This is a genomic window from Ruegeria sp. BG9, from assembly GCF_056538305.1.
This window is the reverse complement of record NZ_JBQFSY010000012.1, coordinates 118,345-144,909: the sequence shown is the minus strand read 5'-3', so window position 1 is coordinate 144,909 and position 26,565 is coordinate 118,345. Positions and strand designations below refer to the sequence as shown.

19 protein-coding genes, 1 tRNA gene and 1 pseudogene are annotated in these 26,565 nt (G+C 60.0%); 8 read left to right on the top strand and 13 right to left on the bottom strand.

Going from position 1 to position 26,565, the window contains the following annotated elements; genetic code table 11:
* Positions 1-45: 45 nt before the first annotated feature.
* Positions 46-879 carry a LysR family transcriptional regulator gene (locus ACR0I8_RS20210; RefSeq protein ID WP_170693083.1) on the top strand — a complete coding sequence of 278 codons (834 nt, stop codon included), beginning with the start codon at positions 46-48 and terminating at the stop codon, positions 877-879.
* Here ACR0I8_RS20210 and lptF read toward each other — a convergent pair.
* From lptF to ACR0I8_RS20195, 3 genes are all read right to left on the bottom strand, one after another.
* On the bottom strand, positions 876-2,000 hold the full coding sequence (lptF, locus tag ACR0I8_RS20205; RefSeq protein ID WP_170693085.1) for an LPS export ABC transporter permease LptF: 1,125 nt from the start codon (positions 1,998-2,000) through the stop codon (positions 876-878). The genes ACR0I8_RS20210 and lptF overlap by 4 nt on opposite strands.
* A 99-nt stretch (positions 2,001-2,099) precedes the next feature.
* Positions 2,100-2,945, bottom strand: coding sequence for an FkbM family methyltransferase (locus ACR0I8_RS20200; protein ID WP_170693087.1), 846 nt, complete (start codon positions 2,943-2,945; stop codon positions 2,100-2,102).
* A 744-nt stretch (positions 2,946-3,689) separates the two neighbouring features.
* Positions 3,690-3,765, bottom strand: a tRNA-Trp gene (locus ACR0I8_RS20195).
* Positions 3,766-3,907: 142 nt separating this feature from the next.
* Between ACR0I8_RS20195 and ACR0I8_RS20190 the strand changes: the two genes are divergently transcribed.
* Positions 3,908-4,615, top strand: coding sequence for a DUF374 domain-containing protein (locus ACR0I8_RS20190; protein WP_170693089.1), 708 nt, complete (start codon positions 3,908-3,910; stop codon positions 4,613-4,615).
* Here ACR0I8_RS20190 and ACR0I8_RS20185 read toward each other — a convergent pair.
* The 5 genes from ACR0I8_RS20185 to ACR0I8_RS20165 form a co-directional block, all read right to left on the bottom strand.
* Complete coding sequence (locus ACR0I8_RS20185) at positions 4,612-4,857, bottom strand: MoaD/ThiS family protein (protein WP_170380552.1); 246 nt, start codon at positions 4,855-4,857, stop codon at positions 4,612-4,614. The genes ACR0I8_RS20190 and ACR0I8_RS20185 overlap by 4 nt on opposite strands.
* Complete coding sequence (locus ACR0I8_RS20180) at positions 4,850-7,105, bottom strand: xanthine dehydrogenase family protein molybdopterin-binding subunit (RefSeq protein ID WP_170693091.1); 2,256 nt, start codon at positions 7,103-7,105, stop codon at positions 4,850-4,852. The genes ACR0I8_RS20185 and ACR0I8_RS20180 overlap by 8 nt, the downstream gene beginning before the upstream one ends.
* On the bottom strand, positions 7,105-7,584 hold the full coding sequence (locus tag ACR0I8_RS20175; RefSeq protein WP_170380550.1) for a (2Fe-2S)-binding protein: 480 nt from the start codon (positions 7,582-7,584) through the stop codon (positions 7,105-7,107). Before ACR0I8_RS20175 ends, ACR0I8_RS20180 begins: the two co-directional genes overlap by 1 nt.
* Positions 7,581-8,447 carry an FAD binding domain-containing protein gene (locus tag ACR0I8_RS20170; RefSeq protein WP_170693094.1) on the bottom strand — a complete coding sequence of 289 codons (867 nt, stop codon included), beginning with the start codon at positions 8,445-8,447 and terminating at the stop codon, positions 7,581-7,583. The genes ACR0I8_RS20175 and ACR0I8_RS20170 overlap by 4 nt, the downstream gene beginning before the upstream one ends.
* A gap of 127 nt (positions 8,448-8,574) precedes the next feature.
* Positions 8,575-11,787, bottom strand: coding sequence for a reductive dehalogenase (locus tag ACR0I8_RS20165; protein ID WP_170693096.1), 3,213 nt, complete (start codon positions 11,785-11,787; stop codon positions 8,575-8,577).
* 74 nt (positions 11,788-11,861) lie between these two features.
* Between ACR0I8_RS20165 and ACR0I8_RS20160 the strand changes: the two genes are divergently transcribed.
* Complete coding sequence (locus ACR0I8_RS20160; RefSeq protein WP_170693099.1) at positions 11,862-12,770, top strand: LysR family transcriptional regulator; 909 nt, start codon at positions 11,862-11,864, stop codon at positions 12,768-12,770.
* A gap of 8 nt (positions 12,771-12,778) precedes the next feature.
* Here the strand turns inward: ACR0I8_RS20160 and ACR0I8_RS20155 are convergent, their stop codons facing one another.
* Positions 12,779-13,813, bottom strand: coding sequence for an ACP S-malonyltransferase (locus ACR0I8_RS20155; RefSeq protein ID WP_170693102.1), 1,035 nt, complete (start codon positions 13,811-13,813; stop codon positions 12,779-12,781).
* Complete coding sequence (locus tag ACR0I8_RS20150) at positions 13,810-16,002, bottom strand: alpha-ketoacid dehydrogenase subunit alpha/beta (protein WP_170693104.1); 2,193 nt, start codon at positions 16,000-16,002, stop codon at positions 13,810-13,812. Before ACR0I8_RS20150 ends, ACR0I8_RS20155 begins: the two co-directional genes overlap by 4 nt.
* Before the next feature lie 144 nt (positions 16,003-16,146).
* Between ACR0I8_RS20150 and ACR0I8_RS20145 the strand changes: the two genes are divergently transcribed.
* Entirely contained in the window at positions 16,147-17,043 is an 897-nt protein-coding gene (locus tag ACR0I8_RS20145) for a LysR substrate-binding domain-containing protein (protein WP_170693106.1), read from the top strand.
* A 157-nt stretch (positions 17,044-17,200) separates the two neighbouring features.
* Here ACR0I8_RS20145 and ACR0I8_RS20140 read toward each other — a convergent pair whose 3' ends face one another.
* The 3 genes from ACR0I8_RS20140 to ACR0I8_RS20130 all read right to left on the bottom strand — a co-directional run bounded on the left by ACR0I8_RS20140 (position 17,201) and on the right by ACR0I8_RS20130 (position 19,354).
* Complete coding sequence (locus tag ACR0I8_RS20140; RefSeq protein WP_170693109.1) at positions 17,201-18,358, bottom strand: acyl-CoA dehydrogenase family protein; 1,158 nt, start codon at positions 18,356-18,358, stop codon at positions 17,201-17,203.
* Between the two features lie 80 nt (positions 18,359-18,438).
* Complete coding sequence (locus ACR0I8_RS20135; RefSeq protein ID WP_170693111.1) at positions 18,439-19,023, bottom strand: TetR family transcriptional regulator; 585 nt, start codon at positions 19,021-19,023, stop codon at positions 18,439-18,441.
* A 64-nt stretch (positions 19,024-19,087) separates the two neighbouring features.
* The gene (locus ACR0I8_RS20130; RefSeq protein WP_170693113.1) at positions 19,088-19,354 is read right to left on the bottom strand and encodes a hypothetical protein; all 267 of its coding nucleotides are present in this window, start codon (positions 19,352-19,354) and stop codon (positions 19,088-19,090) included.
* Positions 19,355-19,562: 208 nt separating this feature from the next.
* Here ACR0I8_RS20130 and ACR0I8_RS20125 point away from each other — a divergent pair, with 208 nt between their 5' ends.
* The 4 genes and pseudogenes from ACR0I8_RS20125 to ACR0I8_RS20110 all read left to right on the top strand — a co-directional run bounded on the left by ACR0I8_RS20125 (position 19,563) and on the right by ACR0I8_RS20110 (position 26,550).
* The gene (locus ACR0I8_RS20125; protein WP_170693115.1) at positions 19,563-22,034 is read left to right on the top strand and encodes a heavy metal translocating P-type ATPase; all 2,472 of its coding nucleotides are present in this window, start codon (positions 19,563-19,565) and stop codon (positions 22,032-22,034) included.
* Positions 22,031-22,420, top strand: coding sequence for a Cu(I)-responsive transcriptional regulator (cueR, locus tag ACR0I8_RS20120; protein WP_170484511.1), 390 nt, complete (start codon positions 22,031-22,033; stop codon positions 22,418-22,420). The genes ACR0I8_RS20125 and cueR overlap by 4 nt, the downstream gene beginning before the upstream one ends.
* A gap of 21 nt (positions 22,421-22,441) precedes the next feature.
* Positions 22,442-23,383 (top strand): annotated as a pseudogene (locus ACR0I8_RS20115) (NAD(P)-dependent oxidoreductase); the annotation flags it as partial.
* A gap of 101 nt (positions 23,384-23,484) precedes the next feature.
* Positions 23,485-26,550, top strand: a complete 3,066-nt coding sequence (locus ACR0I8_RS20110) for an aminotransferase class III-fold pyridoxal phosphate-dependent enzyme (RefSeq protein ID WP_170693119.1) — start codon at positions 23,485-23,487, stop codon at positions 26,548-26,550.
* Positions 26,551-26,565 lie beyond the last annotated feature (15 nt).

Below are 26,565 nucleotides of genomic sequence, written 5' to 3'. Positions count from 1 at the left end.
AAAAATGAATTGATTTTATCATAGTGATCAAAAAATACTGCCGCTATGCAGATCAAAGCTTTTGAAACGTTTCTATGCGTGGCCGAGACCGGAGGGTTTCACGCAGCAGCGCGCAAGCTGAATGTGACCCAAACAGCTGTCAGCGCGCGCATACGGCAGATCGAGGACGCCACCGGAAAACCCCTTTTCACTCGCGGGGCCGGCGGCACGTCACTAACGGACTTCGGCCGCCAATTTCGCCCTTACGCCGAGCAGATGCTCTCACTCTGGTCTTATGCTTCGACTGATTTGCCTACGCAAAACCAGAATCGCCCGGCATTGAGGCTGGGGGCGCAGCTCAGCGTTTGGGATCCCTTGCTGGTCGATCTTGCCATACGTTTCGAACAGCACTTTGGCCAATTGCTGCTGACGCTGAACTACGATCATGATCTGGATATGGTGGACGCGGTCGCAACACATGTGCTGGACGCCGCGCTGACCCACGAAAAGCCCTCAGACAGGCGGGTGATGTTTGAAACCCTGCCACCAGAGCGATTGGTTCTGGTCGAAACCGCGGAGGCTTTGGTCGACAACTCGGTATTCGTCAATCTCGAACTTGGAACCGCCTACCAGGACCATGTGCGGACAACGGCCCGCCGGGCAGCAGGGCAGACTGTCTTTTTGGGTAATTGCATGATGGCCCTGCGCTATGTCCTCAAACGAGGGGGGCGCGGGTTTTTTCCCGCCTATTCGGCCGCAGAGCATATTCGCTCTGGCGCGCTGGTGCAGGTTGAGTCGAGTCCAGACCTAATGTTGCCGCTCTATCTCGTAACCCGCCCCGACAGCTCTGCGTTCGAGGATATCCTAGACTGCCTGCAGGGTTTGCGAGACCCTGCCTAGACAGCGACCTCGGCCCTGGAACGGCGCCAGATTGGGCGTCCCGCAACCGCCAAGAACAGGCACGAGATCAGGATACCAATGACCGCCGGTGCATAGAGAACGATCCAAAGACCCGGCTCATCTATCACGACCGGAGAAACAAACCCCCGAACGCCTTCCAGCAGAACCAGAATGGTAAACGCCCCCAGAATCTGCGGCCATAACCCGAACCGCGAGAAACTGCCCAGCATCAGGGTGGCATATCCAACCAACCCGACCGCCACGCAAATCGCGATCCATGAGAATCGCTGGTGCAACTCATCCGTCAGTTCACCCGGGCTGAACCCTTCGGCGCTGGCGATCGCCTCGCGGTCCCGGATCAATTCCATCGTGGGGATCGCTTCAAGACTGCGGGTATTCACGCCGCCGGTACTGGTCAGCGCCGAGATATCGTAAGAGGCGTCCTGAAACAGGGTCGATGACAGGGTGCGCCCGTCCTTGTCCAGACGCAGCGCCACCCCATCCAGCATAACAAGGTTGATGCCCGCCGCATTGTTCACCAGATATGCCGTCGAGCTCGAATAGCTGACGGAATTCGCAGGATCTCGCCGGTCTGAGACAAAGACCTCGTGCAGGGTCCCGTCCAGATCAATCCGACCGATATAGACCGTAACACCGTCGGCGGGGTGCAGAAACTCACCTTCGTTCAGCAATTGGGCGGTCACGTCACCTGCAACTTCGGCCTGCCGGATCTCGAGCTGCTCGACCGAGGCAGGGCGCAGGAAAACGCTGATCGCCGCCATCATCATCCCTGTAACGAGACCGAACAGGACCACAGCCCGCGCGAGGCGCCATGGGCTGGAGCCGGTCGCCAGCATGACCGTCATCTCACTTTCCCGGCTGAGGCGGTTCGTGGCGTAAACGGCCGCAGCGAACACAGCCATCGGCATCACTGTCCGGATCAGGGTCGGAAGCGTCAGAGCGGTGAATTCGAGGAAAACAACCGCCGACTGGCCGCCGCTGATCACCCTGTCAAACAGGCTGACAGATCGCGTGATCCAGAAAACACCGACCAGGACCAGAGTGAAAAAGCCGAACAGCACCAGCAACTGCCGCAGGAAGTAACCATCGAAACGCGACATGTACCCTCATTCCCGGTGTCTGCGATTTGCGGGGACTTTAGGCTATCCCGCAAGCAGAGGAAAGACGGTCACCGCCCTGCTTTGAGATCGGGTGGTGTTTCAGATGACCAGAAGATCAACCTGATGTTTGATCTGCGCGAACGCTTCACGCGACACGGGATGAAAGCCCCCAGCATGACGATAAACGCTCTGGTAGTTGTCAAATAGCAGGTCACACAGCTCTTGCTGGGTGCTGTGCTTTCCGTCCGGGGTGAATTCCAAAAATATCGGCGGCCGGAAATCGGCGATCAACTGCTTCATCCCCTTCAGGGCGGATAGCTCATGGCCTTCAACATCCATCCAAACCAGCCCAATTTGATCAGCCTCAAGGGTGCCTGACCGCACCAGATCGTCGATCCGAACGATCTCGACTGAAAAGCTCTCTCGGGTCTTGCCGCTTGTGCGTTTGGCCCCTAGACGCGAGCCGCCCCGGTTGAACAGATTTCGGGTAAATTCAGCCGTTCCATTCGTGTCCGAAGCTGCGACACCCAAGATCGTCACTTTGTCTGTCAGCCCGTTCAACGCAAGATTGTGACGCAGCAGGTTCATGTTGTCCGGGGCCGGCTCGATCGACACGACGGCGTCACACTTCAGGTCTAGGAAGAAATAGACGGTTTGGGTGCCGATATTGGCCCCTACCTCCAAAACAGACATTCCGGGTTTAAAGGCATTGTTTTGTTCAAGAAACGCCCGCAGATTCGTGACCGAGCCGCGGGCGAATTCACCGTTCTGGCAAAGGGAACGTCCGATTGCATCCGTTGGAAAGAAGGCAAAAGCATGATCGGGGAAGTCCCTAAACAACAAAATATCCTGATCAAGCAGCTGATTCATGACGGCGCGCCGGGTTTTACCGTTGCCCAGAACGCATGAGGCAATCTTTTCGGCAATCAGGCTTCGCAATCCCATTCGACGCCTTTGAACACAAATCAAATGTCGCTTTTGGCGCATCTCCTCGAATTCGCCGTTCAGCAACACAGGCATCGATTTTATGCGAAACATGGTGCATTTGCGCCCTATCGGGCTAGGCAGGTTTTCGGCAGGCTTAAATTCGCCAAGTGTCAGAGCCCTCATCGCCTGCTTGCGGCTGTTTCATTTCCAACAATGTCGTTTGAAACAGGCTCCGGAACTCGGCTTCTTTCACGGTGGGTTCGCTTGTTTCTTCATCCGCGGCGCGAAGCTCTTCGGGCCGAGGCCGCGTCTGCCGTGCTGCTTGCCAACGGTGGTCGCGAAAGATCGACAAAAAGCTCTGTATCAAATTCCTTCCCTCCCAACGAACTTTGCAAACCTTGTCACTGCGGGGCCGATCCGAACCTCAGTGGTTGGCCGAGGCTCAAGGATCACAGTCCGTGAGTGGCACCCCGCAGCGACGAGGTGCATTTAGGGATTTCATTTTGAGACGTAAGGGGAAGAAAACGCCGGTTTTCGTCACTTTTGTGCATGCAAAACAAAAAATCGAGCAACAGCTTACGTTTACGTCAACTACGCCAACGCGGAAGAAATTTCGGGACGCTACGTCAAATCCTGACCCACTGCACCATATAGTCGCCGCTATAACGGCGCCTGAGGAACTTCGAATGGAAATTCGCGCGGCAAGTCTGGGATTGGACGTAGCCGCGAAAGCAAACGTTCAAGTTTTAGGAAGTCTTTTAATGGCAGGGGCAGCAGGGTTCGAACCCGCGACCTACGGTTTTGGAGACCGTCGCTCTACCAACTGAGCTATACCCCTAGGCTGAGCCTCAGATATGCCAGCCGCGCGGCGGACTCAAGAGGCTTTTTCAGTTTCTCGACCACTTCTCGACAAGACAAACAAGTTGCACGCGGCGTTGAGTTCTATAAGACACGTTTTGGTCAGTATGGGGGACCCATCCGTGAGTATCCGCAAAAAGATCGCCGACAGCGAAGCCGTGTTAAACTGGGCGGCGCGCCGTATTGCGAGCTATATTCGGATGGTCAACCGCAACACCAAATGGCAGCGCATCGGCTATGAAGAACTGGACCAGCTTGCCGAACAAGGTGAACCGGTCATCGTTGTTCTGTGGCATCAGCGGCTGGCACAGTCACCCTATTTCTTCCCGCTGGACAAGGCACAGATCTGCTCGATCACGTCCTCGGCGCGGGCAGGCAGCATGGTGGGTCGCGTGCAAAAGCTGTTCGGCATGGACACGATCGCCATGGCCAGCAAACACAAAAGCAACGTCGCCGTGTCGCGTGAAGTTCTGGGCAAAATGAAGCAGGGGATATCCATTGGTATTGCCGCCGACGGACCCCGCGGACCGGAACGGGTGCTGTCGACTGTGCCTCTGGTCTGGGCGCGCACATCCGGCAAACGGGTGTTCGGAATTACCTTTTCGACCCGTCATGGCAGAGAGGCCGGTACATGGGACCGCTTGTTGATGCCCCGCCCCTGGCGCAACGAAGGTGTACTTTTATGCCGCGAATGGACCGAGACTGTCCCACGCAAAGCCAGTGAAGAGCAGATCGAAACCCTGCGCCAAAACCTTGAGCAGCACATGAACGACATCACGGCCGAGGCCGACCGGATGGTCGGGCGCGAACCGTGGTCGCCTAAACCTTAACCGCCGCGCAGCCTCTGCATTAGATAGATTTCGCTACCTTCCGGGATTGGTTCCGTCAGGCCCGTTGCAATCACGCGCCCGTCGATCGCGATTGAGACGCCCGCATCAATAGGGGCCTGCAATTGCGGATGCGCGCGCACCAGGGCACGCAGCAACTCTCCGGTTGTTTTGGCCTCGACCTCGACGACGGCCAAGCCCCCGGTCAAAGACCGGAGGCCGGACCAGAGGTGAACCTCAACCATTGCCTTTGAGCGCGGCCAGAATGCGCGGAGGCGACATCGGCAGTTGCTTCATCCGCACACCCGCCGCGTTGGAAACCGCGTTGGCGATGGCGGCAAGAGGCGGCACGATGCCGGTCTCGCCCACACCGCGCACCCCAAACGGGTGGCCGGGGTTGGGTACTTCGACAATCACCGTGTCGATCATTGGCAGGTCACTGGCAACGGGAATCCGGTAGTCGAGGAAGATCGAGTTCTGCAACCGCCCGTCCTCGCCGTAGATATATTCCTCGTTCAGCGCCCAGCCGATGCCTTGCGCAGCACCGCCCTGGAACTGGCCTTCCACGTAGGTCGGGTGGATCGCCTTGCCGGCGTCCTGAATGACCGTGTAGCGAGTCACGCTGGTCTTGCCGGTTTCCGGGTCGACCTCGGCATCGACGATATGGGTGCCAAAGGATACGCCTGCGCCTTCCGGAGTTGCCTCGAAATGGCCCGAGATCGGGCCACCGGTGCGCCCCATATCTGCCGTGATGTCGGACAGCGCCAGCGGGTCGAAGTCGCCTGCGTTGGGGCCTGAGGGCACCGCGCAGCCGTCCTCCCACTTCACCGCCTCAACCGGGATACCCCACTTGGCTGCTGCGCGTTCGCACAGTTTCTCAACCGCGTGTTTGGCGGCTTTGATGGTCGCCAGACCCGACGCATAGGTCACGCGCGAGCCGTGGCTGACGTCGTTGTAGCCCAGCGTTGCGGTATCCGCGATGGTAACGCGGATGTTCTCGTATGGGATGCCCAGAACCTCGGCCGCCATCAGCGCCATCGACGCGCGAGAGCCGCCGATGTCCGGCGTTCCCACCATCAGCTGGGCCGAGCCGTCCTCCGACAGGGCCAGGGATACTGAAGTCTCACCGCCGTGGTTAAACCAGAAGCCACAGGAAATCCCGCGACCCTGCCCTGGCTTCAGCGGTGCCGAATAGTGCGGGTGTGCCTTGGCAGCCTCCAGCGTTTCGACCAGACCAATGCGTTCGTAGGTCGGGCCATAGCTGGCCTTGGTCCCTGCATGAGCGGCGTTCTTCAGGCGCACATCAACGGGGTCGAGGCCCAGCTTGTTACACAGCTCATCAATCACGGACTCAACCGCAAAGGCACCCATGGGTGCGCCCGGCGCGCGGTAAGCGGCCTGTTTCGGACGGTTCGACATCACGTCATAGCCGATCTGCTTGACGTTTGTCAGGTTGTACGGCGCGAAGGCGCACATGGCGGTCATGTCGCCCGGCGCGCCGGGGAACGCCCCGCCCTGCAGGCGGAATACGCCTTGTGCTGCCGAGATGGTCCCGTCCTTCTTCATGCCGATCTTGACGTCCATCGACGCCGACGCCGTTGGGCCGGTCGCCCGGAAAACTTCAGATCGGGTCATTACGACCTTGACCGGACGGTTGGCTTTCCGGCTCAGCGCAAGCGCAACGGGTTCGATGAAAACAGTAGTCTTGCCGCCGAATCCGCCGCCAATCTCGGACGCGGTGACGCGCAGTTGCGAGGTCTCAATGCCAAGCAGCGCGGCGCATGTCTTCTGCGCGATCCAGTGGCCTTGCGTGGTGCACCACAGCTCGCCCTTGCCGTCATTGCCCAGCATGCCCAGACAGGCGTGCGGTTCGATATAGCCCTGATGGGTCGCTTCGGTGACAAAGCTGTCTTCGATGACCAGATCCGCTTCGGCAAACCCCGCCTCGACATCTCCGTGACCGCTTTCGTGGTAACGTACGACGTTCGGGTGCAGACCTTTGGGCACCGAATAGTCCGCAGCGCCTTCCCGAATAACCGGCGCATCCGACGCCATCGCTTTGTCCACGTCGGTCACATGGGGCAGAACTTCGTATTCGACCTCGATCAGTTTGAGCGCATCCCGCGCTGCCAGCGCCGATGTGGCTGCAACCGCAGCGACAGCGTGACCATCATAGAGCGCCTTTTCGCCCGCCATGACGTTTTCCAAAACGTTCCAGAACTCGCCCTCGAGACCGGGTTTGAACGGGACGTCGGCGAAATCCGCACGGGTGACGACAGCTTTGACGTCCTTATGCGCCTCGGCTTTCGAGGTGTCGATCTTCACGATCCGCGCGTGGGCATGGGGAGAGCGCAGAACCGCTCCGTGCAACATGCCGGGCGCATAGGCATCAGCCCCGAATTTGGCGCGGCCCGTGACCTTGTCTAACCCGTCAGGGCGATCCGGGCGCGTGCCAACGAAAGTGAAAACAGATTTGCGATCGTCGAGTGCCATTACGAAGCCTCCCGCAGCTCTTCCGCCGTTTCCATCACGGCGCGTATGATCTTGTCATAGCCGGTGCAGCGGCAGAGATTGCCTGCCAGCCAATACCGGGTTTCCTCTTCGGTCGGGTTTGGGTTCTTCTCAAGCAGCGACTTGGCCGCCACCAGAATGCCCGGGGTGCAAATCCCGCACTGAAGCGCCGCATGTTCGATGAACTTCTTCTGCAGCGGGTGCAGAACGTCGCCATCCGCGATGCCTTCGACGGTTTCGATGGTCTTACCCTCGGCCTCAACACCCAGCATCAGGCAGGAACAGACCAGACGGCCATCGACGGTGACGGAACACGCGCCGCAATCGCCGGTGCCGCAGCCCTCTTTCGCACCGGTCAGGTTCAGCTTGTCGCGCAGACAGTCCAGCAGCGTTTCGCGCGGGTCACACAGGTATTCGACCGTGTCCCCGTTCACGGTGGTGGATACGTGGAGCTTGCTCATGCGTCTTCTCCCTTCGCGCGTGCATAGGCGATTTTCGCGGCGCGCTTGGCCAGAACACCAGCGACCTCGGTGCGGAACTCGATCGTGCCGCGTTTGTCGTCAATCGGGTTGCAGGCCGCCGAGGCCGCAGCCGCCAACGCGTCCAGCGCGGCGTCATCCAGCGTGCTGCCGATGATGGCTTTGGCGCAGTCTTCAACCAGCAAAACGGTCGGGGCGACCGCGCCCAATGACACGCGCGCCTCGGTGATCATGTCGCCGTCCAGACGCAGGCTGACGCCCACGCCGACCACGGCGATGTCCATTTCGGTGCGCGGGATAAAGCGCAGATAGGCGTCACCGCCTTTTTCGCCCCGCGCGGGGAGGTTGACGGCTGAAACCACTTCACCCTTCGCCAGCGCGGTCTTGCCCGGTCCGGTGGGGATGTCCTCAACAGCAACCTCGCGCGCGCCATCAAGGCCGGTCACAGTAACCGTCACGCCCGCAGCAACCATCGCGGGCACCGAATCCGCCGCCGGCGAGCCGTTGCACAGGTTGCCCGTCAACGTCGCGCGGCCCTGCACCTGAGTCGATCCGATCAGATCCATCGCCTCGACCACACCGGGCCAGTCGCGGCCCAGCTGGGGGTGCTCGCTCATTTCAGCGCCGGTGACAGCGACGCCAAGTGTCCAGCTGCCATCGGTGTTTTGCGTGATCTGATCCACACCGTTGATTTTCTTGATGTCGATCAACGTATCGGGCGTCACCAATTCCGAACGCAGCTGCACCAACACATCGGTGCCGCCTGCCAGAAACCGTGTCGTACCCGTCGCTTTTGCAGCCAGAGCCGACGCCTCGGCAAAACTGGCGGGGCTGTGATAATCCATGAAAATACCTCGCACCTGTCAATCAGGATTCACTGGGTTCTGGGGGAAGGTAATGCAGTGCCTCAGCGGCGTCCATGGCCGCAGCGACCAATTTTTCTACAACTTCATGTCGTTTTTCGACCTCGGGTCAGAGATCGATCTCAATCACGCCATCCGGTTGCGCGGCGCGGCTTTGACACAAAATGATAGCGCTCTCGCGTTGTTTGTTGGACAGGACAAAATCGCGATGTTCGATTTCACCCGAAACAACACCGCATTTGCAGACGCCGCAGATGCCATCGGCGCATTTAACATCCACGTGAATACCTGCCTCATTCAACACCTGCGCAGCGTCCTTGTCTTCCGGCACGGTCAGTTCCTGGCCTGATTTCGCCAGCTTCAAGGTGAATGGGAAGTTTTCGTACTCCGGTTGCTCGGGGACCGAGAAATACTCCAGATGCCGCGCTTCGTCCGGGAAACCCTGCCGTTCGGCCGCTTGCACGACGCCATCCATGAAGCGATCGGGTCCGCAGGTATAGACGTGCCAGCCGTCCTGATAGCCTGTTAGTACCGCATCCAGATCAGCCCGCGTGCCTTCATCCGAGAAATGGTAATGCACGTGATCTGCCCACGGCATCGCGGCCAGATCTTCCAAATACCCGGCTCCGGCGCGAGTGCTGGCGGAGTAGTGCAGCTCGAAAGGTTTGCCCAGCGTATACAGACGATGAGCAAAGGCGATCATCGGGGTGATGCCTATACCTCCTCCCATAAGGTAGGTTTTGGTCGCAGTCTCATCCAGCTCGAAATGATTGATCGGCTTCGAGATGAAAACCTTGCGGCCTTCGTAGAAGATGCGATGCAGCAGAGCCGAACCACCGCGCCCCTCATCCTCACGCAAGACACCGATCTGATAGGTCGCCCGGTCCGAGGGGTCGCCGGACATCGAATACTGGCGTAAAAACTCGGGCGCGACCAACACGTCCAGATGCGCACCTGCGGTCCATTCGGGTAAAGGGGAACCATCCAGTGTCGAGAATTCGTACTTGGTCACATAAGCCGTCATCCTGTCGACCTTGGTCAATTCGACCCGCATGACCGGCGCATCGCCTGCGATCTCATAGCGATGGACGACCGACATATCGCCCGCCGCCTTGCGCGCCTTGTATTCCTCGGCGCTGACCATCGCCTCATAGGCGGCAATCCCCGCCTCGCGGTCCATGGCAAAGGGATAGGGCCACGGATGTGGGGCCAGATAGGCGGGATAAACGGCCAACGTCTGATCTTCGTATTTCAGATCAAGATCGGGCTGCAGATCGCGCCGGTTCAGCGGATGCACCGAGGGGCGATAGGCTCCATCCGACTGCAGCTCGATATCCCACCACCATTTTTTAACGTCATTCAGACCACCATTGCCCACCGCGTCATCCAGTTTCGCCAATGCCGGGGCGGCCTGAGGGATATTCATCGCGGCCCAACGGAAGGGGCGTTCTTTGAATATCCCCTCAAGGTTCCACGGGCAGGTCTTCATGCAGCGCCCGCACATCGACCCTCCGGGCGTTGTCACGCGATAGGTGGCGCATTTCTGGCTGTCGGATTTCCAGATTTCATAGCCGTTGAACATCAGCTTTGGCCCGGCGGTGATCGCCCCTGAAGGGCATTCGCGGGCACATTTGTTGCAGCTTTCGCAGAAACTCTGCAGGCCGAAGTCGATCGGCTTATCATGGGTTATCGGCATATCAGTCGTCACCGCCCCGGATTTCAGACGTGGGCCGAGATAGGGGTTCAGGATGACCTCACCGATCCGGCTGACCTCGCCCAGCCCCGACAACAGCAAAAGCGGTGGCTGCAGCACCTCACCATCCATCACCGTATGGGCCTTGGCTTTGTAGCCGAGGTTGCGGATCTGCTGCGCGATTACGCCACCCAACAGTGAAAACCGCAGATAGGCGCGCATGGATTGTGCAACGCTGATCCAGTCATCACCGCTTGCGCCCTCCATCGTCTCATAGCCCTGGTCGATGATCATGCTAATGGCCTGATCATGCGGCGGCGTGATTTCTTCCCCTGTCGCGTCGTGCGAATACCACGCCCAGTCCGGGCAACGGCTCAGGCCAACCGCATCGACCCCAAGGAAGTAGCTGGTGGCCTTGATATTGGCGGCATTGCGTTCGGCATCGGTTGGGGGCGAAACCTTTGCGCTTTCGCCATCCTGCAACAGAACAAACGCGCCCAGCGCCCGGCGTTGCGCGAAACTGGGGGCTGATTTGCGAACGTAATATCCGCCCTTGGCCGCGTCCTGCAGGTGTTTGCCCATATCGCCAAACTGCGCCCGCGCGAACATGTCGGCGCGCTTGGGAACGCGCGCGACGTTGGCTTCGTCAATATAAGTAGTGGGCGTCTCGACCCGCTTGAGCCGCTCAAACGGGTGCGCCCCTTCCACATAGCGGCGTTTGGCATAGGCATCGCGGTTCAGAGCGTTCTTGGCGAACCCGGTTCCCAGCCACCACGCAGGGCCTTGGGTCCGGAACCACGGTTGTTGTGCTATCGGTTGCAGCGGCTGATCGTGGGCAATCTCCATCTCGGTCGTGACAGCGGCCAGACCAAAACGGCGGCCCAACCATGGGGCAACAAGCGTGCCGTCTTCGACCGAGGCCAAACCCGCCGCGACCGCCAGCCTGCCCAGATCCACCTCGGTCGACATCGCCGTATGCGCCCGCGCATCGAACCCCAACAACCTGATGTAGTTGGCGATCACAACGGCATTCTCGGTCGCCAGCAGGCAGGCCCGGTGGTCCTGCGCATCCATGATCCACTCAGACCCCGGCTCGTCCGGGTTCGGATCGCGGTTGTGTTCATAGAGGAACACCAGAGCATGACGATGCGAGACCATCGGACGCGGCGCGGCCTCCATGCTTTCCTTGAGATCGGCCATGATAACGTCGATCCCCGAGGCCAGCGTTTTGGTCTGGCGGGTTTTCAAAGCATGCGCCAGACGGTCGATATCGGGGTTGCGGCGCGGCTGGTCCAACAGCGCCTCGGGCGGCAGCGGCCCGCAGCCCATCATCGAGGCATCGTTGAAATAGCCAAACGCCTTGAGGTGATCTGCACGCGCCTGCGGGTCCTGCGGGATGTCCGAGGCGACAGGGTTCACCAGCCCATCCCGGATCGTGTCCAGCATAGCCTGAAACTCGCCCATTGCGTTCACGATACTCTCGGGCCAGTCAGGCCGGTGAAAACTAAGCTCGGGCATCGGGGCCAGCTGGGACAGGTCGGGCATCGCCTGCTGACGCGCCAGACGCTCCAGCGGGTACGACCCCATGTGAACGGGTCGGTTCTTGTCCGAGAAAAAGCGAAGTCCCATATGCGTGCCCCTTGTTTGCGACTGACCTAGCGCCCTCTCGACAGCAAAACCATTCATACTTAATCATAGATTGTATGAGCAAAATCGATTTCACTGATCTGGACGGCAAGGTCCTGCGCATCTTTCTGACGATACTCGAGGAAAGCTCGGTCTCGAAAGCGGCGGATCGGCTGGGGGTCACACAATCCGCCATCAGCCACACATTGGCCAAGCTACGGCAGGTGCTGGGCGATCCGCTATTCGTACGATCCGGCCAGGGACTAACACCGACCGAACGCGCGCTGGCCTTGCAAGAGCCGGTCCGCAACGTGCTGGATGGTATGCGCGCGCTGACGGATGAACGCCCCTTTGATCCCCTGTCAGAGCAGATGGAAATCCGCATCGCCACCAACGACATGCCGCGAGAGCTGCTCTTTCCCGACCTTCTACGCGCGACCCGTGCCGAGGGTATTATGCTGCAGTTGGAATTCATCTCATCCGGCGTACCGGGGCCGGACCTGCTGCGCAGCGACCGGTGCCAGCTGATGCTGACGCCGCTGCCGCCGGACGGGCCAGACATCTTTCAGAAACGGCTGATCTCAAGCCCTTTGATGGTGTTTTACGACAGCAGCCAACGCACCGCGCCCGAGACGTGGGAGGCCTACTGCCAGAGCGAACATGTCGAGGTTCGCTTTCCTGACGGCCGGAATGCGCGCGCCGTAATGCGCGGCGTAGATCAAAGCCAGATCCGCTCGCCAACCGTCGTTCTGCCGCATTTCAATGCCATCCCGTCTTTCATCGCGGGCAGCCCGCTGATTTCCACCGACACGGCGCTGATGAAAAACGGACCACTGGCCGCGCTGGATTGCGCGGCCTTGCCGTTCGACTGCGAGCCGGTCTCGATCTACATGGTCTGGCACCAGCGCTCGGCCAATGACCCGGCCCATCGCTGGCTGCGCAATCGGATCGAAACCATCGCCAACGTTATTCAGGCCAAGACCTGAAGCAGTGCCTAGCCCGTCGCCAGAGACCTTTGATCCTCGCGCCCCATGGCTACAAGAATGGGCGAGCCCTCTTGCCGCGCCGCGAATGAGGTCTTGTCGATCATGCCGCTCCACCCTGCCATGGTCAGAGACTGCGCCACCGCACCACCAAGCGTCGCCCCCGGCCCCGTCACGATGAACAGGTCCGGTGCGAACTCTCGCGCGGCGGTTTGAATGGCGTGGGTGAAATCGTAGGGCTCTGTCACCTGATGGCCCAGCGTATAGTTCCACAGCGCCTCGGTATCGGTGGCGCCCGGCCACCAGATCTTGCCACGCCCGTCGATCATCGGGTGTCGGGGTTGGCCGAACAGATCGGGTTTCAGCCGCGCCCGGCCTTCGGCGGCAATCGGGGCCTGCAGAGAGGTATGAAACGCCGCATGGTTCGGCAGCCGCATGGGAAAGCGGTCCTGAACGATGGGATGAGCAGCCTCAAACGCGGCCAGACCAGCCTCATTCCCGGCCAGCACCAACATACCGCCCAGATCAATCGACAGCGCCAGCTCCTGTCCCTCGACCGCATTGATGTCAGAGACGCCCTGCAACAAAGCCTGTTTCTGGTTCGTGCTGTCGACCCAGCTGTCATCGGTGAAGGGATAGACCGACTGCCCCCCGATCAGATGTTCCTGCATCAGAGTGCCCATGGTGTTCACAACGCGGAACCCGTTCTCAGCGCTCAGCGCACCAGCGGCGGCCAGCGCGATATACCAACCCATCGAGTTGCCCGTCACGGCCACCACCTCGATATCATCCGCCAGCGACTGCGCATCCGCCAGCGCGGCCGCATAAATCAGAGGCGAGGCTACATCGCCGCGCGAATAGGTACTGACCGCAAAGCGCGCGGCCCCGTCCAGAGCGGTTACCCCCTCCTGTCCGTCCTCGGCTCGCAGGGTGTCAAAGCGCTGGAACATCGGCATCTTGTCCGCGTGGTGACGGTGCAGATAGCCCAGCTCGGGCTTGTTATAGGTGCCCCGACCGGGGCAGATCACGACAGCTGTTCGGGTCATTTCTGCGCTCCGGTCAGATTCAGGGCCGCGGCGAGGATACCGTCCTTCGACGGCAGCGGCGCGGCATAGGCCGGGCCGGTCGCGATGAAACAATCCTCAGCCACAACGCGGGCGACCCGCGTCTGGGCGCTTTCTTCGCGGAAGAGGGTCATCAGCCCCTCGGACTGGCTACCGGTGCGGCGACATTCATCCACGATCAGAACACGCTTGCAGTCTTTGGTCGCCTCTAGCAGAGCCTCGGCCGGTAGTGGGGCCAACCAGCGCAGATCGATGATACGAGCGTTCACACCGGCCGCCTGCAGCTCAGGCAGCGCCTGACGCGACAGGTAGTGGCCGTTGCCGTAGGTCACGATGGCCAGATCGGTGCCGTCGCCATGGATGCCAACCTCGCCCAGCGCAATCCGCCGGTCGGGCGAGGGGTAGGTCGTCATCCAACCCCCGTCCTGCGCCGCACTCAGATCCCGCATGGGATAGAGCGCAATCGGCTCGAGGAACACGACGACCCGCTGCTCTTCTCGCGCCAGCCGCACGCATTCGCGCAACATCTGTGCCGCGTCTTGCCCTGTCGAGGGGCAGGCAATGATCACACCCGGAATGTCGCGCAAAACGGCCAGAGAGTTGTCGTTGTGGAAATGCCCTCCAAAGCCTTTCTGATACCCCAGCCCGGCAATCCGCAGCACCATCGGGTTGGTGAATTGCCCGTTCGAGAAGAAGGGCAAGGTGGCAGCCTCGCCGCGGATCTGGTCTTCGGCGTTGTGCAGATAGGCGAGGAACTGGATTTCGGGGATCGGCACAAACCCGTTGTGGCCCATGCCAATGGCGAGGCCGAGGATCGACTGCTCGTCTAGCAAAGTGTCGATCACACGGTCCTGTCCGAACCGCTGCTGCAGCTTCTGCGTCACGCCGTAGACACCGCCTTTGCGGCCCACATCCTCGCCCATACAGACGATCTCGCCATGTTCCAGCATCAGATCGGTCAGCGCCCAGTTGATCAGGCGGCTCATGGGTTGTGGGTCAGCCATCGCGCGCATGTCGCCCCCGAAGGCCTTTGCGCGCGCATCCACGCTGGGGCCGTTCGTTGGCTTGCAGGTGCGTTTGGGCGGGATCAGGCTTGCCATGACATCCTGCGCGGTCGACAAATGCGGGCGCGTGGCAGCCTCGGCAGCCACACGGTCCGTTCGGGCGCAACTGTCCTGGTAGATTTTCAGCGCCTCATCCGGAGCCAACGCCCCCGTCTGATCCAACAGCCGAACGGAGTGGAGGAGCGGATCATTTGCCTCATCCGCCTCAACCTCGGACTTGCTGAGATATGTGGTCGGCACATCCGCCCCAGCATGACCATAGAGGCGCACGGTCCGCAGGTGCAGGAAGGCGGGCTTACGACGCGTGCGGACATAGTGCGCGGCTTCTTGAGCCACGGCGTAAGTCTCATAGATGTCCAGCCCGTTGGCCTGAAAATACTTGATGCCTGGGCGATGCGCCATCGACGCCTCGATCCAACCTTTGGGTGTTTTCACCGAGATCCCGATACCGTTGTCCTCGCATACGAACAGCAAGGGCAGCGGCGTGGATTGCACGCTGGTCCAACCCGCCGTGTTGATCGCCCCCTGCGCGGTCGAATGGTTGGCCGAGGCGTCTCCGAAGGAACACATGGCGATGCCATCTTCGGGCAGCACCCGATGCTCGGGGTCATGCCGCCGGGCGGCCCCCAATGCATAAGCCGCACCAACAGCTTTGGGCAGGTGGCTGGCAATGGTCGAGGTCTGAGGCGGGATCATCAGAGCCTTGGAGCCAAGCACCTTATGACGCCCGCCCGAGGTCGGGTCCTCTTTCGAACAGGCAAAGCTCAGCAGCATATCCCAGGCGATCTGTTGGCCCGGAACCTGCTCGGCCCGGGCAATCTGGAACGCCGCATCGCGGTAGTGCAAAAAGGCGATATCCGTCGGGCGCAAGGCGTGGGCGACTGCGGCCATACCCTCATGACCCGATGAGCCAATGGTATAGAACCCCTGCCCTGCCTTCTGCATCGCCCGGCTGGTGCGATCCAGCGCCCGGCTGAGGACTTGCGAACGATACAGTGACACCGCATCTTCATGGCTCAGCCCGACGACCGGAGGCACACCTTCGGGAAAATCCCGGTTTGCCACGCGGGACAGGAAATTCTCATGGACGATCTGCGCGCGATCCATAGTTCGGCCTTCTGAAATAGTGCGGGGCTGTCCGCGAGTCTTGTTTTCGAACGGCGCGGGCGCGCACGTCACAGGCCAGTATATCCGGCTGGTGTCGGGAAAAAGCCAGTGATAATCAAACTCAAAGGTATGAGGAAATGTAATATGATCGCGCCCCGCCGCTTTCTTCCGTCGATTTCATCCCTGCTCGCGCTCGAGGCTGTGGATAGGTTGGGCAGCGCCTCGGCTGCGGCCGAGGAGCTATCGCTGACCCAAAGCGCCATCAGCCGCCAACTGAAAACGATGGAGGAACAGCTGGGCATCGAACTGATCCAGCGCACTCAAATGCGGCTGAACCTGACCCCGGCCGCGCAAGAGTATGTCCAAACGGCCCGCACGGCCCTGCATCAACTGGCGCAGGCGTCGCTGAAACTAAAGGCCAACCCAACCGGAGGTTCCCTCAACCTGTCCATTCTGCCGGCATTCGGGATGCATTGGCTGGCCCCGCGCCTTCAGGACTTCGCCCGAAATCACCCTGAGGTGACAGTCAACCTGAACACAAGGCTGCGACCCTTCGATTTCGAGACCGAGGCCTTCGACGCGGGTTTTCACTTTGGTCGCCAGAATTGGAGCGGCGTGAACTACCTAAAGATCATGACGGAATACGTCGTGCCCGTCTGCGCGCCTGACCTTCTGCCCGACCAGAGTGATCAAATCGACTGGCTGGAACAGGCGCCCCTATTGCACATGGAAACGCGCCCCGACGGGTGGGAGCGCTGGTTTGCCGCTCAGGACCATCCTGTCAGCGGATCGCGTGGGATGCTGTTCGATCAGTTTTCAACGATGATACAGGCCACGATCCATGGCTTAGGCGTTGGCTTGTTCCCCAGCTATTTGGTCGAAGAGCACCTCAAAACCGGCCGCCTCGCCTTGGCTTGGGACGGGCCAGAGGTCAGCTTGGGCGCGTACTATCTGGTATGGCCCAAGAACAGGATCGAATCCGAACCGTTGAAGTCATTTCGAGCATGGCTCGAACGGCAGCTGGACCCGGAAATCACATAGATATCCGAACAAGCCGCCAAGTAAAAAACTGCGCGGCCTTTGGCCTTGCGTCTTGCGGACGGCAGGGGGTCCGGGCAGGCGCGGGCGCAGCCCGCGCCTGCCCGGACCAACGGGAGGAGATGTTCCGACAGGAACTTCGACGACGGGCGGGAGAGCCTCAGACGTCTATCGAACGCGCGATGAGTTCCTTCATGACCTCATTGGTGCCGCCATAGATCATCTGCACGCGCGCATCGGCGTAAAGGCGGGCGATCGGGTATTCCATCATGAAGCCATAGCCGCCAAAAAGTTGCAGACACTCGTGCATGATCTCGTTCTGGACCTCAGACCCCCAGTATTTGACCATGGACGCGGTGGCGGCATCCAACTCGCCCGCATCCAACTTGCCAATGCAATCATTCACGAAACTACGCAGCACTTCCGCCTTGGTTTTGCACTCGGCCAGTTTGAACCGCGTGTTTTGGAAATCCATGACGCGCTGACCAAAGGCCTTGCGCTCCTGCACGTATTTCACTGTCTCAGAGATGGCGAAATCAATCGCGCCCAGTGCCATGATGCCGATGGTCAAACGCTCCCACGGAAGCTGTTTCATCAACTGGTAGAACCCCTGCCCCTCATCCGGGCCGAGCAGATTGGTCATCGGCACTTTGACATCTTCAAAAAACAACTCGGCGGTGTCATTGCCCTTCATACCCAGCTTCTTGAGGTTGCGCCCGCGCCGGAAACCCTCGGCCCCGTCCGTCTCAACCACAATCAGAGATACCCCCTTGGCACCCAAGGTCTTGTCCGTCTTGGCGGCAACGATGATCAGATCCGCGCTCTGACCGTTGGTAATGAAGATCTTAGACCCGTTCAGGCGGTAGGAATTGCCGTCCTTTTCAGCCGAGGTCCGCACCGCCTGCACATCCGAGCCTGTGCCCGGCTCGGTCATGGCCAAAGCCCCTACCATCTCGCCCGAGGCCAGCTTGGGCAACCAACGCTGTTTTTGGTCTTCGCTGCCATAGGCCGTGATGTAGTGCGTCACGATTGACTGGATCCCATATCCCCATCCGGCGTCCCCACGCGCCGTCTGTTCGTACAGAGTGACCGAGTCAAAACCCATGTCCCCGCCGACGCCGCCATATTCTTCCGGGATCGCACCCGCCATCAGACCGGTTTCCCCGGCTTTGTGCCAGAATGCACGGTCTACGATGCCATTCGCGGCCCAGGTTTCCGCGTTGGGGACCAGTTCATCATCCAGAAACCGCCCTGCCATTTCGGCAAACATCCGGTGTTCGTCAGTGACCCAGGCTGCGGTCGAGGTAAAAAGCGACATGTGGTATTCTCCGATCAGGTGTTACCTGAAAGGCTATCGCGGCACCGTAGATAGGCCAATCCACGTAACGCCGCGTTCCGTCAATGCAACGCAGCGTTCTTTCGGCTCAGCGCAGCATCCAGCAGCATTTGCGCTGCGGCCTTTGCGTCTTCAGCCGGATTGCCGTTTTTCAACAAAACGGCCGAGACGATCGCGCCCTCTTGCAGCAAGACGATCTGACGGGCCAGAAGCTCTGGCGCATGTGCGCCGGATCGGCGCGCCAATGAGGTCAAGTGTTCCAAAATAACCCGTTTATGTTCTGCTGCCTGCACGTGGATCGGATGGCTGGCATCCTGATACTCGGCCGCGGCTTTCAGAAACATGCATCCGCGGAAATCGTCCTCTTCGAACCATTCTTTAAAAGCATCAAAAGTGGCAATCAATTGCCCGGCTGGCGTGTCCGCCAGCTGCTCAACCCGTCGCAGGATCCGATTGCGGAAACTCTCATCCCTTAGGCGTAGAACGGCCAGGATCAGATCTTCCTTGGTGCGGAAGTGTTTGTACATCGAGGTCTTGGACACTCCGGTTTCCACCACCAGTTTATCCATGCCGGTCGCGTGAAACCCGTCTCGGTAGAAGACCTCCATCGCTTTGCGCACCAGTTCATCGCGTTTGTTAGGACGCATCAGAAAGCACCTGAGTGTACCGGGCTGTACATTTCTATCCCACTTCCATTGCGGTTTCTTCACGTCACTGAATGTCGTGAACCCAAAGCATCACAACGACTTCACTTTTTTGCAACGTGAGCTCTTGCAAATCATAGCCAGTGAGAACACTTTTTAAAGAGTAACCGATCTGTACACCCAAGGATCTGACGATGAAACGCCGCTCCAGCTTTGTAGCCCCGCGATATGTGCCGATCATTTTGGTGCTCGCTTTGCTGACTGCGGCGGTGACAACATGAAAGGGCAGTAGTATGATACGCTCAGCTTTGCAGATCGCCTCGGCGTTGATCATCGGATCTGCCTTTTTGTTCCTTGTTGTGCTGTTTGGCTTCTTTGCCTCACCCAATGCGGTGCGGTCGGCCCCCGAGAGCCCCAATGCCCAAACCTTGCTTGAAAGCCTATTTCGGCGCGAGGGCCGCTAAAAACCACGCAACACCTCTTGACCTTCCCGTCACTGGAACCCCCATGTGGTCGGTAAGATATCTGTCGGGATGAGTCGCATGACCCAGAGCACTCAATTGAAAATCACGGGCATGAACTGTGCCTCTTGCGTTGGGCGCGCCGAGGCTGCCTTGCAGTCTGTCCCCGGCGTACAGGACGCCTCGGTCAATTTTGCGACCCAGACGGCTCAGGTTACGTTTGACGGACCGGTTTCGGCCCTCAGTGATGCATTGCAGGCCGCCGGCTATCCTGCGGCAATGCATCAGACCGCTTTACAGATCACCGGGATGAATTGCGCCTCTTGCGTGGCCAAGATCGAGCGCACTCTGAAAGACAGCCCCGGCGTTCTTGAGGCGAGTGTGAACCTTGCCAACCAAAGCGCATCGGTCACCTACATCGAGGGCGCGACCACGCCGCAGGCGCTGGCACAGATCACAACTCAGCTTGGGTTTCCCGCGCAGCTTAAGACATCTCCGGGGTCGGAAACCCGATCCTATGATACGCCGGATGAGGCGCGCAACTTGAAGCGTGCGACAGTGCTGGCCGCTATTTTGGCCCTGCCCGTATTTGTTCTCGAGATGGGCGGGCACATGGTTCCAGCCTTCCACCATTGGGTTCACGCAACCCTCGGACAGCAGAACAGTTATCTGATCCAGTTTGCCCTGACCACCGCACTGTTAATTGGCCCGGGACGTGTGTTCTACGCCAAGGGCATTCCGTCGCTGTTGCGCGGGATGCCGGACATGAATGCTCTGGTCGCTTTGGGGACGGGGGCGGCCTATCTGTTCTCCATCATCTCGACTTTCGCGCCCGGCCTGCTGCCGCAGGGTACAGCGAATGTGTATTTTGAGGCCGCAGCCGTGATCATTGTTCTGATCCTTCTGGGCCGCATGATGGAGGCGCGCGCCAAAGGCAAAACCGGCGCGGCAATCCGAGCGCTGATCGGGCTTCAGCCCAAAACCGCGCGCGTCGAACGAAACGGAGCAGCAGAAGATCGCCCTATTGCCGAAATAGCGGTGGGTGACCTGCTGCAAATCCGTCCCGGAGAACGCGTTCCGGTGGATGGAGATATCCTCGACGGAACCTCTTACGTCGATGAAAGCATGATTACGGGAGAGCCGGTGCCGGTTGGCAAATCCGCTGGCGACCCGGTGGTGGGCGGCACCGTGAACGGAACCGGCGCGCTGCGTGTGCAGGCGACTCGCGTTGGGGCGGACACGGTTCTGGCCCAAGTCATCTCGATGGTGGAACAGGCGCAGGGGGCCAAACTGCCCATCCAAAGCCTTGTCGACCGGCTGACCTATCGCTTTGTTCCTGCAGTGATGTTGGTGGCGGCTTTGACCATCACTGCTTGGCTGATCGTCGGGCCTTCTCCCTCATTGCCGCTGGCACTGGTGGCCGGGGTATCGGTCCTGATCATCGCCTGCCCCTGCGCCATGGGTCTAGCCACGCCGACCTCGATCATGGTGGGAACAGGCCGCGCGGCGGAGTTGGGTGTTTTGTTCCGCAAGGGAGATGCGCTGCAACACTTACAGCAGACCAAGGTCATCGCCTTCGACAAAACCGGTACGCTGACCCTCGGGCGCCCCGAACTAGATCACGTGACAACCACCAACGGCTTTGAGCGGGATCAAGTCCTACGACTGGCCGCCGCGATCGAGGCGCGCTCGGAACACCCTATTGCTACTGCGATCACCCGCGCCGGGCCTTCTGATCTGCCCGAGGTTTCTCAGGTTCAGTCCCTCACCGGTCTTGGCCTTCAGGGCCGCGCAGAGGGGCACGACCTGCTGATTGGCTCATACAAATTGATGCATCAGAAGGGTGTGGATATCTCGGACCTGAAACCAGACGCCGATGCAAGGGCCGCGCAGGGCGCGACCCCACTATTCTTGGCCATTGATGGGGTGGCGGCAGCGAGTCTGGCTGTATCGGACCCTATGAAACCGGGCACGGCCGAGGCGCTGGCAAAACTGCACAATATGGGCCTGACGCTTGCCATGGTAACCGGAGATAACGCGCAGACGGCGCAAGCGATGGCCGACAGGCTGGGCCTTGATCACGTGGCCGCCGACCTACTGCCCGGCGACAAACAGAAAACGCTAGAGGGCTTGCGCAGCGAATTCGGCGCGCTCGCCTTTGTGGGCGATGGGATAAACGACGCACCGGCGCTGGCGGCAGCTGATGTCGGCGTCGCCATCGGCACCGGAACGGATGTCGCGATCGAGGCCGCCGATGTAGTTCTGATGTCCGGCGATCTGCGTGGCGTCGTGAACGCAATCGACATCAGCCATCGGACGATGCGCAACATTCGCCAGAACCTCGGATGGGCGTTTGGCTACAACACATTGCTGATTCCGGTGGCTGCCGGAGTGCTGTACCCCTTTGGCGGGCCATTGCTGTCCCCGGTGCTTGCGGCGGGCGCGATGGCCCTGTCCAGCGTCTTTGTCGTTACCAATGCGCTGCGTCTGCGATGGGTCCGCCCCAACGTCGCGGAAAGCGCGCAAAAAACCACGAAGGAGGCCCACGCATGAATATCGGCGATGTCTCAACCCGGACCGGACTGCCCGCGAAAACGATCCGCTACTATGAGGATATCGCGCTGATTAAACCTCTGCGCGATGACAACGGCTATCGCCGGTTTCGCGAACAGGACATCCACAAGCTGACTTTTCTGGGCCGCGCGCGCGCCTTGGGGTTCACCATCGAAGACTGCCGCACGTTGCTGGCGCTCTATGAAGATGAAAGCCGGGCGAGCGCGGATGTAAAGCAAGTTGCACGGGATCATCTGGCGCAGATTGACGCAAAAATCGCCGACCTCAAGGCGATGCGCGACACGCTGAGCCATTTGATCGAAGCCTGCGCCGGAGACGACCGACCTGACTGCCCGATCCTGAAGGATCTGGGCGGGAACAGCTAACACGGGGTTGCCCTTTCGCGCAGGCTTTGCTTTGTCAGTGCCAAATACTCCGGCAATCAAGCAATGCCGGTCAGCGGAGAGGATCATCCCATGGCAAAAGTCGCGTTTCTTGGTTTGGGTGTTATGGGTTATCCCATGGCTGGGCACCTTCAGGCTGCAGGGCATCAGGTCACCGTTTACAATCGGACCGCCTCCAAGGCCGAGGCCTGGGTGGCCGAACATGGCGGCGCAAAGGCGACGACCCCCAAAGGTGCTGCGGAGGGGGCCGAATTCGTCATGTCCTGCGTTGGCAATGATGACGACCTGCGGATGGTCTGCACCGGCGCGGATGGCGCTTTTGCCGGGATGTCGGATGGCGCGATCTTTGTGGATCACACCACCGTTTCCGCCAAGGTGACGCGTGAGCTTTATGAGGCGGCCAAAGGGCAAGGGATCTCATTTGTCGACGCGCCGATCTCGGGCGGGCAAGCCGGGGCCGAGAATGGCGTTCTGTCGATCATGTGCGGCGGCGATCAGGCGGTGTTTGATGCGGCCGAGCCGATCATGCAGGTCTATTCAAAGATCTGCCGGCGGATTGGCGAAAGCGGTGCCGGTCAGATGACCAAGATGTGCAACCAGATCGCGATTGCCGGTCTGGTTCAGGGCCTCAGCGAAGCGCTGCATTTTGCTGAAAAGGCCGGTCTGGACGGGCGCTCAGTGGTTGAGGTGATCAGCCAGGGTGCGGCGGGCAGCTGGCAGATGGCGAACCGGTTCGAGACCATGCTGGACGACCATTTCGACCACGGCTTTGCGGTAGACTGGATGCGCAAGGATCTGGGCATCTGTCTCGACACAGCCAATGAGACGGGCGCGTCCTTGCCTGTCACCGCGCTGGTCGATCAATTCTACAAGGATGTGCAAAAACTTGGTGGTGGGCGGTGGGATACTTCTTCGCTGATCAAGCGATTGCGGGCGTTGGATTAAGGGGGCAGTCTGCCCCCTCTTGGCCCTGTGGGCCAATTCACCCCCGAGGATATTTTTAGCCAGATGAAGAGATCCGCGTTGCGCAGCGGATAGGGATGGGAATGAAAGACATGAATGATTTCTGGGCAGATGCCCTGCGCAAGTATTGGGGGCTGGAGGCCCGTCTGACACGGTTGGACGGAGAGTATGACCTGAACTTTCTGGTCGAAGCGAAGAACGGTCAGGATTATGTTCTGAAAGTCATGCGCGCGGGGTGCGAGCCAGAGTTTGTCGACCTTCAGGTCAAAGCGCTCGAACATATCGCGGTTGAGGCGCCGGGGCTGCCCTTTCCCAAAGTATTTCCCTCGCTGGATGGTGCGGTCCTGCCCGAAATCGAAGATCAGGACGGTCAACCGCGCCTGGCGTGGTTGTTGGAGCGCCTTCCGGGTCAGTGTTACGCAAAGGTCGAGCCGAAATCCGAAGATTTGATCCTGAAACTCGGACGCGTTCTTGGCGCGACCGATCGCGCTCTGGCTGGGTTTGCGCATGACAGCCTGCAGCGGGACGATTTCAAATGGGACCTGATGCAAGGTGGTTGGATTGCGGATAAACTGGACGCGGTCAGCGACCCGTCCCGCCGCGCGCTGCTGGACGAAATTGTGCAGGGTTTCACTGCGATCTCAGATGCGCTGAACAGCCTGCCCACGCAAGCCATTCACAACGACGCCAATGACTACAACATTCTCGTCGAAGGAGAGCTGAGCGAACGTCGTACCGTATCCGGCCTGATCGACCTGGGCGATATGTGCGCCGCGCCGCGTGTGTGCGAGGTGGCCATTGCCGGGGCCTATATCGTTATGGATCACCCGAAACCCGAACGCGCGCTGACCGCTCTGGTCCGAGGCTATCACGCCGCCAATCGGCTGAGCACTGAGGAGGTCGATCTGATTTGGCCCCTGTTGCGGATGCGGCTGGCGGTGTCCGTGGTGAACTCGACCCTGATGGCGTCGGAAAACCCTGACGACCCTTATGTGACCATCAGTCAGGCCCCGGCATGGCGGTTCCTTGAGAACGAGGCCGTCAATGGCGGCCTGATGTCCGCCCGCTTGCGCAGCGCTTGCGGCTTGCCGGTGGTCGATGGGGCCGAGCGCATTCACGCCTACCTCTCCGACCATCGCGGCCACTTTGCCGAGATGTTTGGCCAGGACCTGAGCGACGTGCCGATGGGGTCTCTTTCCGTTGAGAACTCCGCCTGGCCGCAGAACCCGTTCTATATGCCGCTCGAAGAAGCCGCGCGGGTGGGTGAGGAATTCGGCGAAGGCCTGTGGCTGGGCTATTACAACGAACCCCGCCTGATCTACGCGGAGCCAGGCTTCCGCAAGGGGCCCTGGAAAGCCTCGGACAGGCGCACGGTGCATCTGGCCGTGGACGTCTTTGCGCCCGCTGGCTCGGTTTTGCACGCCCCGATGAGCGGCCGGGTCGAAGTGGTCGAGAACCGCGACAGCCATCTCGACTATGGCGGCGTGGTGATCCTGCATCATGAAACACCCGAGGGGGATCCATTCTATACGCTTTACGGCCATCTGGACCCAGAGGTTTGTGACCGTCTGAAACCGGGCGATCCGGTGGCGCAGGGCGCGTCGTTCGTGCGGCTTGGGGATGCCTCGCAAAACGGTGGATGGGCCCCGCATGTGCATTTCCAACTCGCCCTGACAACCGACGGCATGGAGGCCGACTGGCCCGGTGTCGCCGACCCGGATGAGCTGGAGCTATGGAACGCGATCTGTCCGAACCCGGCAGCCTTGCTGAATCTGGCCGATGACAAGGTGTGCTATCAGCCGACCGACAAACAGGCCGTTCTTCAGGGGCGTCACGATCATTTCGGCGGCAATCTGAGCCTGACCTACAATGATCCGGTCATGTTGGTGCGCGGTTGGAAACACCACCTGTTCGACGAATGGGGCCGCCCCTATCTGGACGCCTATAACAACGTCCCGCATGTGGGCCACGCCCACCCGCGCATTCAGGCCGTCGCGGCGGATCAGCTGAAGAGGATGAACTCGAACACCCGCTATCTGCACCCGGCGCAGACCGCGTTCGCCGACAAGGTGTTGTCGAAACTGCCGGATCATTTTGAGGTCTGCTACTTCGTCAATTCAGGCACCGAAGCCAACGAATTGGCCTTGCGTCTGGCCCGCGCCCATACCGGCGCCAAAGGGATAGTGACGCCCGATCACGGCTATCACGGAAATACCAACGCGGCCGTGGCGATCTCGGCCTATAAGTTCAACAAACCCGGGGGGATCGGTCAGGCTGATTGGGTTGAGCTGGTTGAGGTCGCGGATGACTACCGTGGCTCGTTCAAACGTGACGACGCTGACCGCGCGCAAAAATACGCAGATCTCGTGGACCCGGCGATTGCTGCTTTGCAAGAGAAAGGTCAGGGCGTGGCCGGTTTCATCGCTGAGACCTTCCCCTCGGTCGGTGGGCAGATTATTCCGCCGAAAGGCTATTTGCCTGCAGTTTATGAGAAAATCCGCGCCGCAGGCGGCGTCTGTATCGCGGATGAAGTTCAAACCGGGCTTGGGCGGCTGGGCGAATACTATTTCGGTTTCGAACACCAAGGCGCGTTGCCCGATATCGTTGTCATGGGCAAACCGATCGGTAACGGCCACCCGCTGGGCGTGCTGGTGACGACCAAGGAAATCGCCCAGAGTTTTGACAACGGGATCGAATTCTTCTCGACCTTCGGCGGCTCCACCCTGTCCTGCCGCATCGGGAAAGAGGTTCTGGACATCGTCGATGACGAAGGTCTGCAGGACAATGCCCGCGTCATGGGCGGCCGTCTGATGGAAGGTCTGCGCCAGATCGAAACCGAGTTCGGCTGCGTCGGCGACGTTCGCGGGATGGGCCTGTTTCTGGGGGTCGAACTGATCAACCCAGATGGCTCGGAAGGGACCGAAATCTGCAGCTTTGTGAAGAACCGGATGCGCGATCATCGTATCCTGATCGGCAGTGAAGGCCCGAAAGACAACATCCTGAAAATCCGCCCGCCCCTTACCATCGAGGCCGAGGATGTGGACATGATCCTACAGGCGTTGCGCGACGTCCTGAAAGGCGTCGGCGACTATTCCCCTGCCCCGGTTTGCGACCACGATCACCATCACGCGGGATGTGGCTGCTGCTAAGTAGAAACCCCGGCG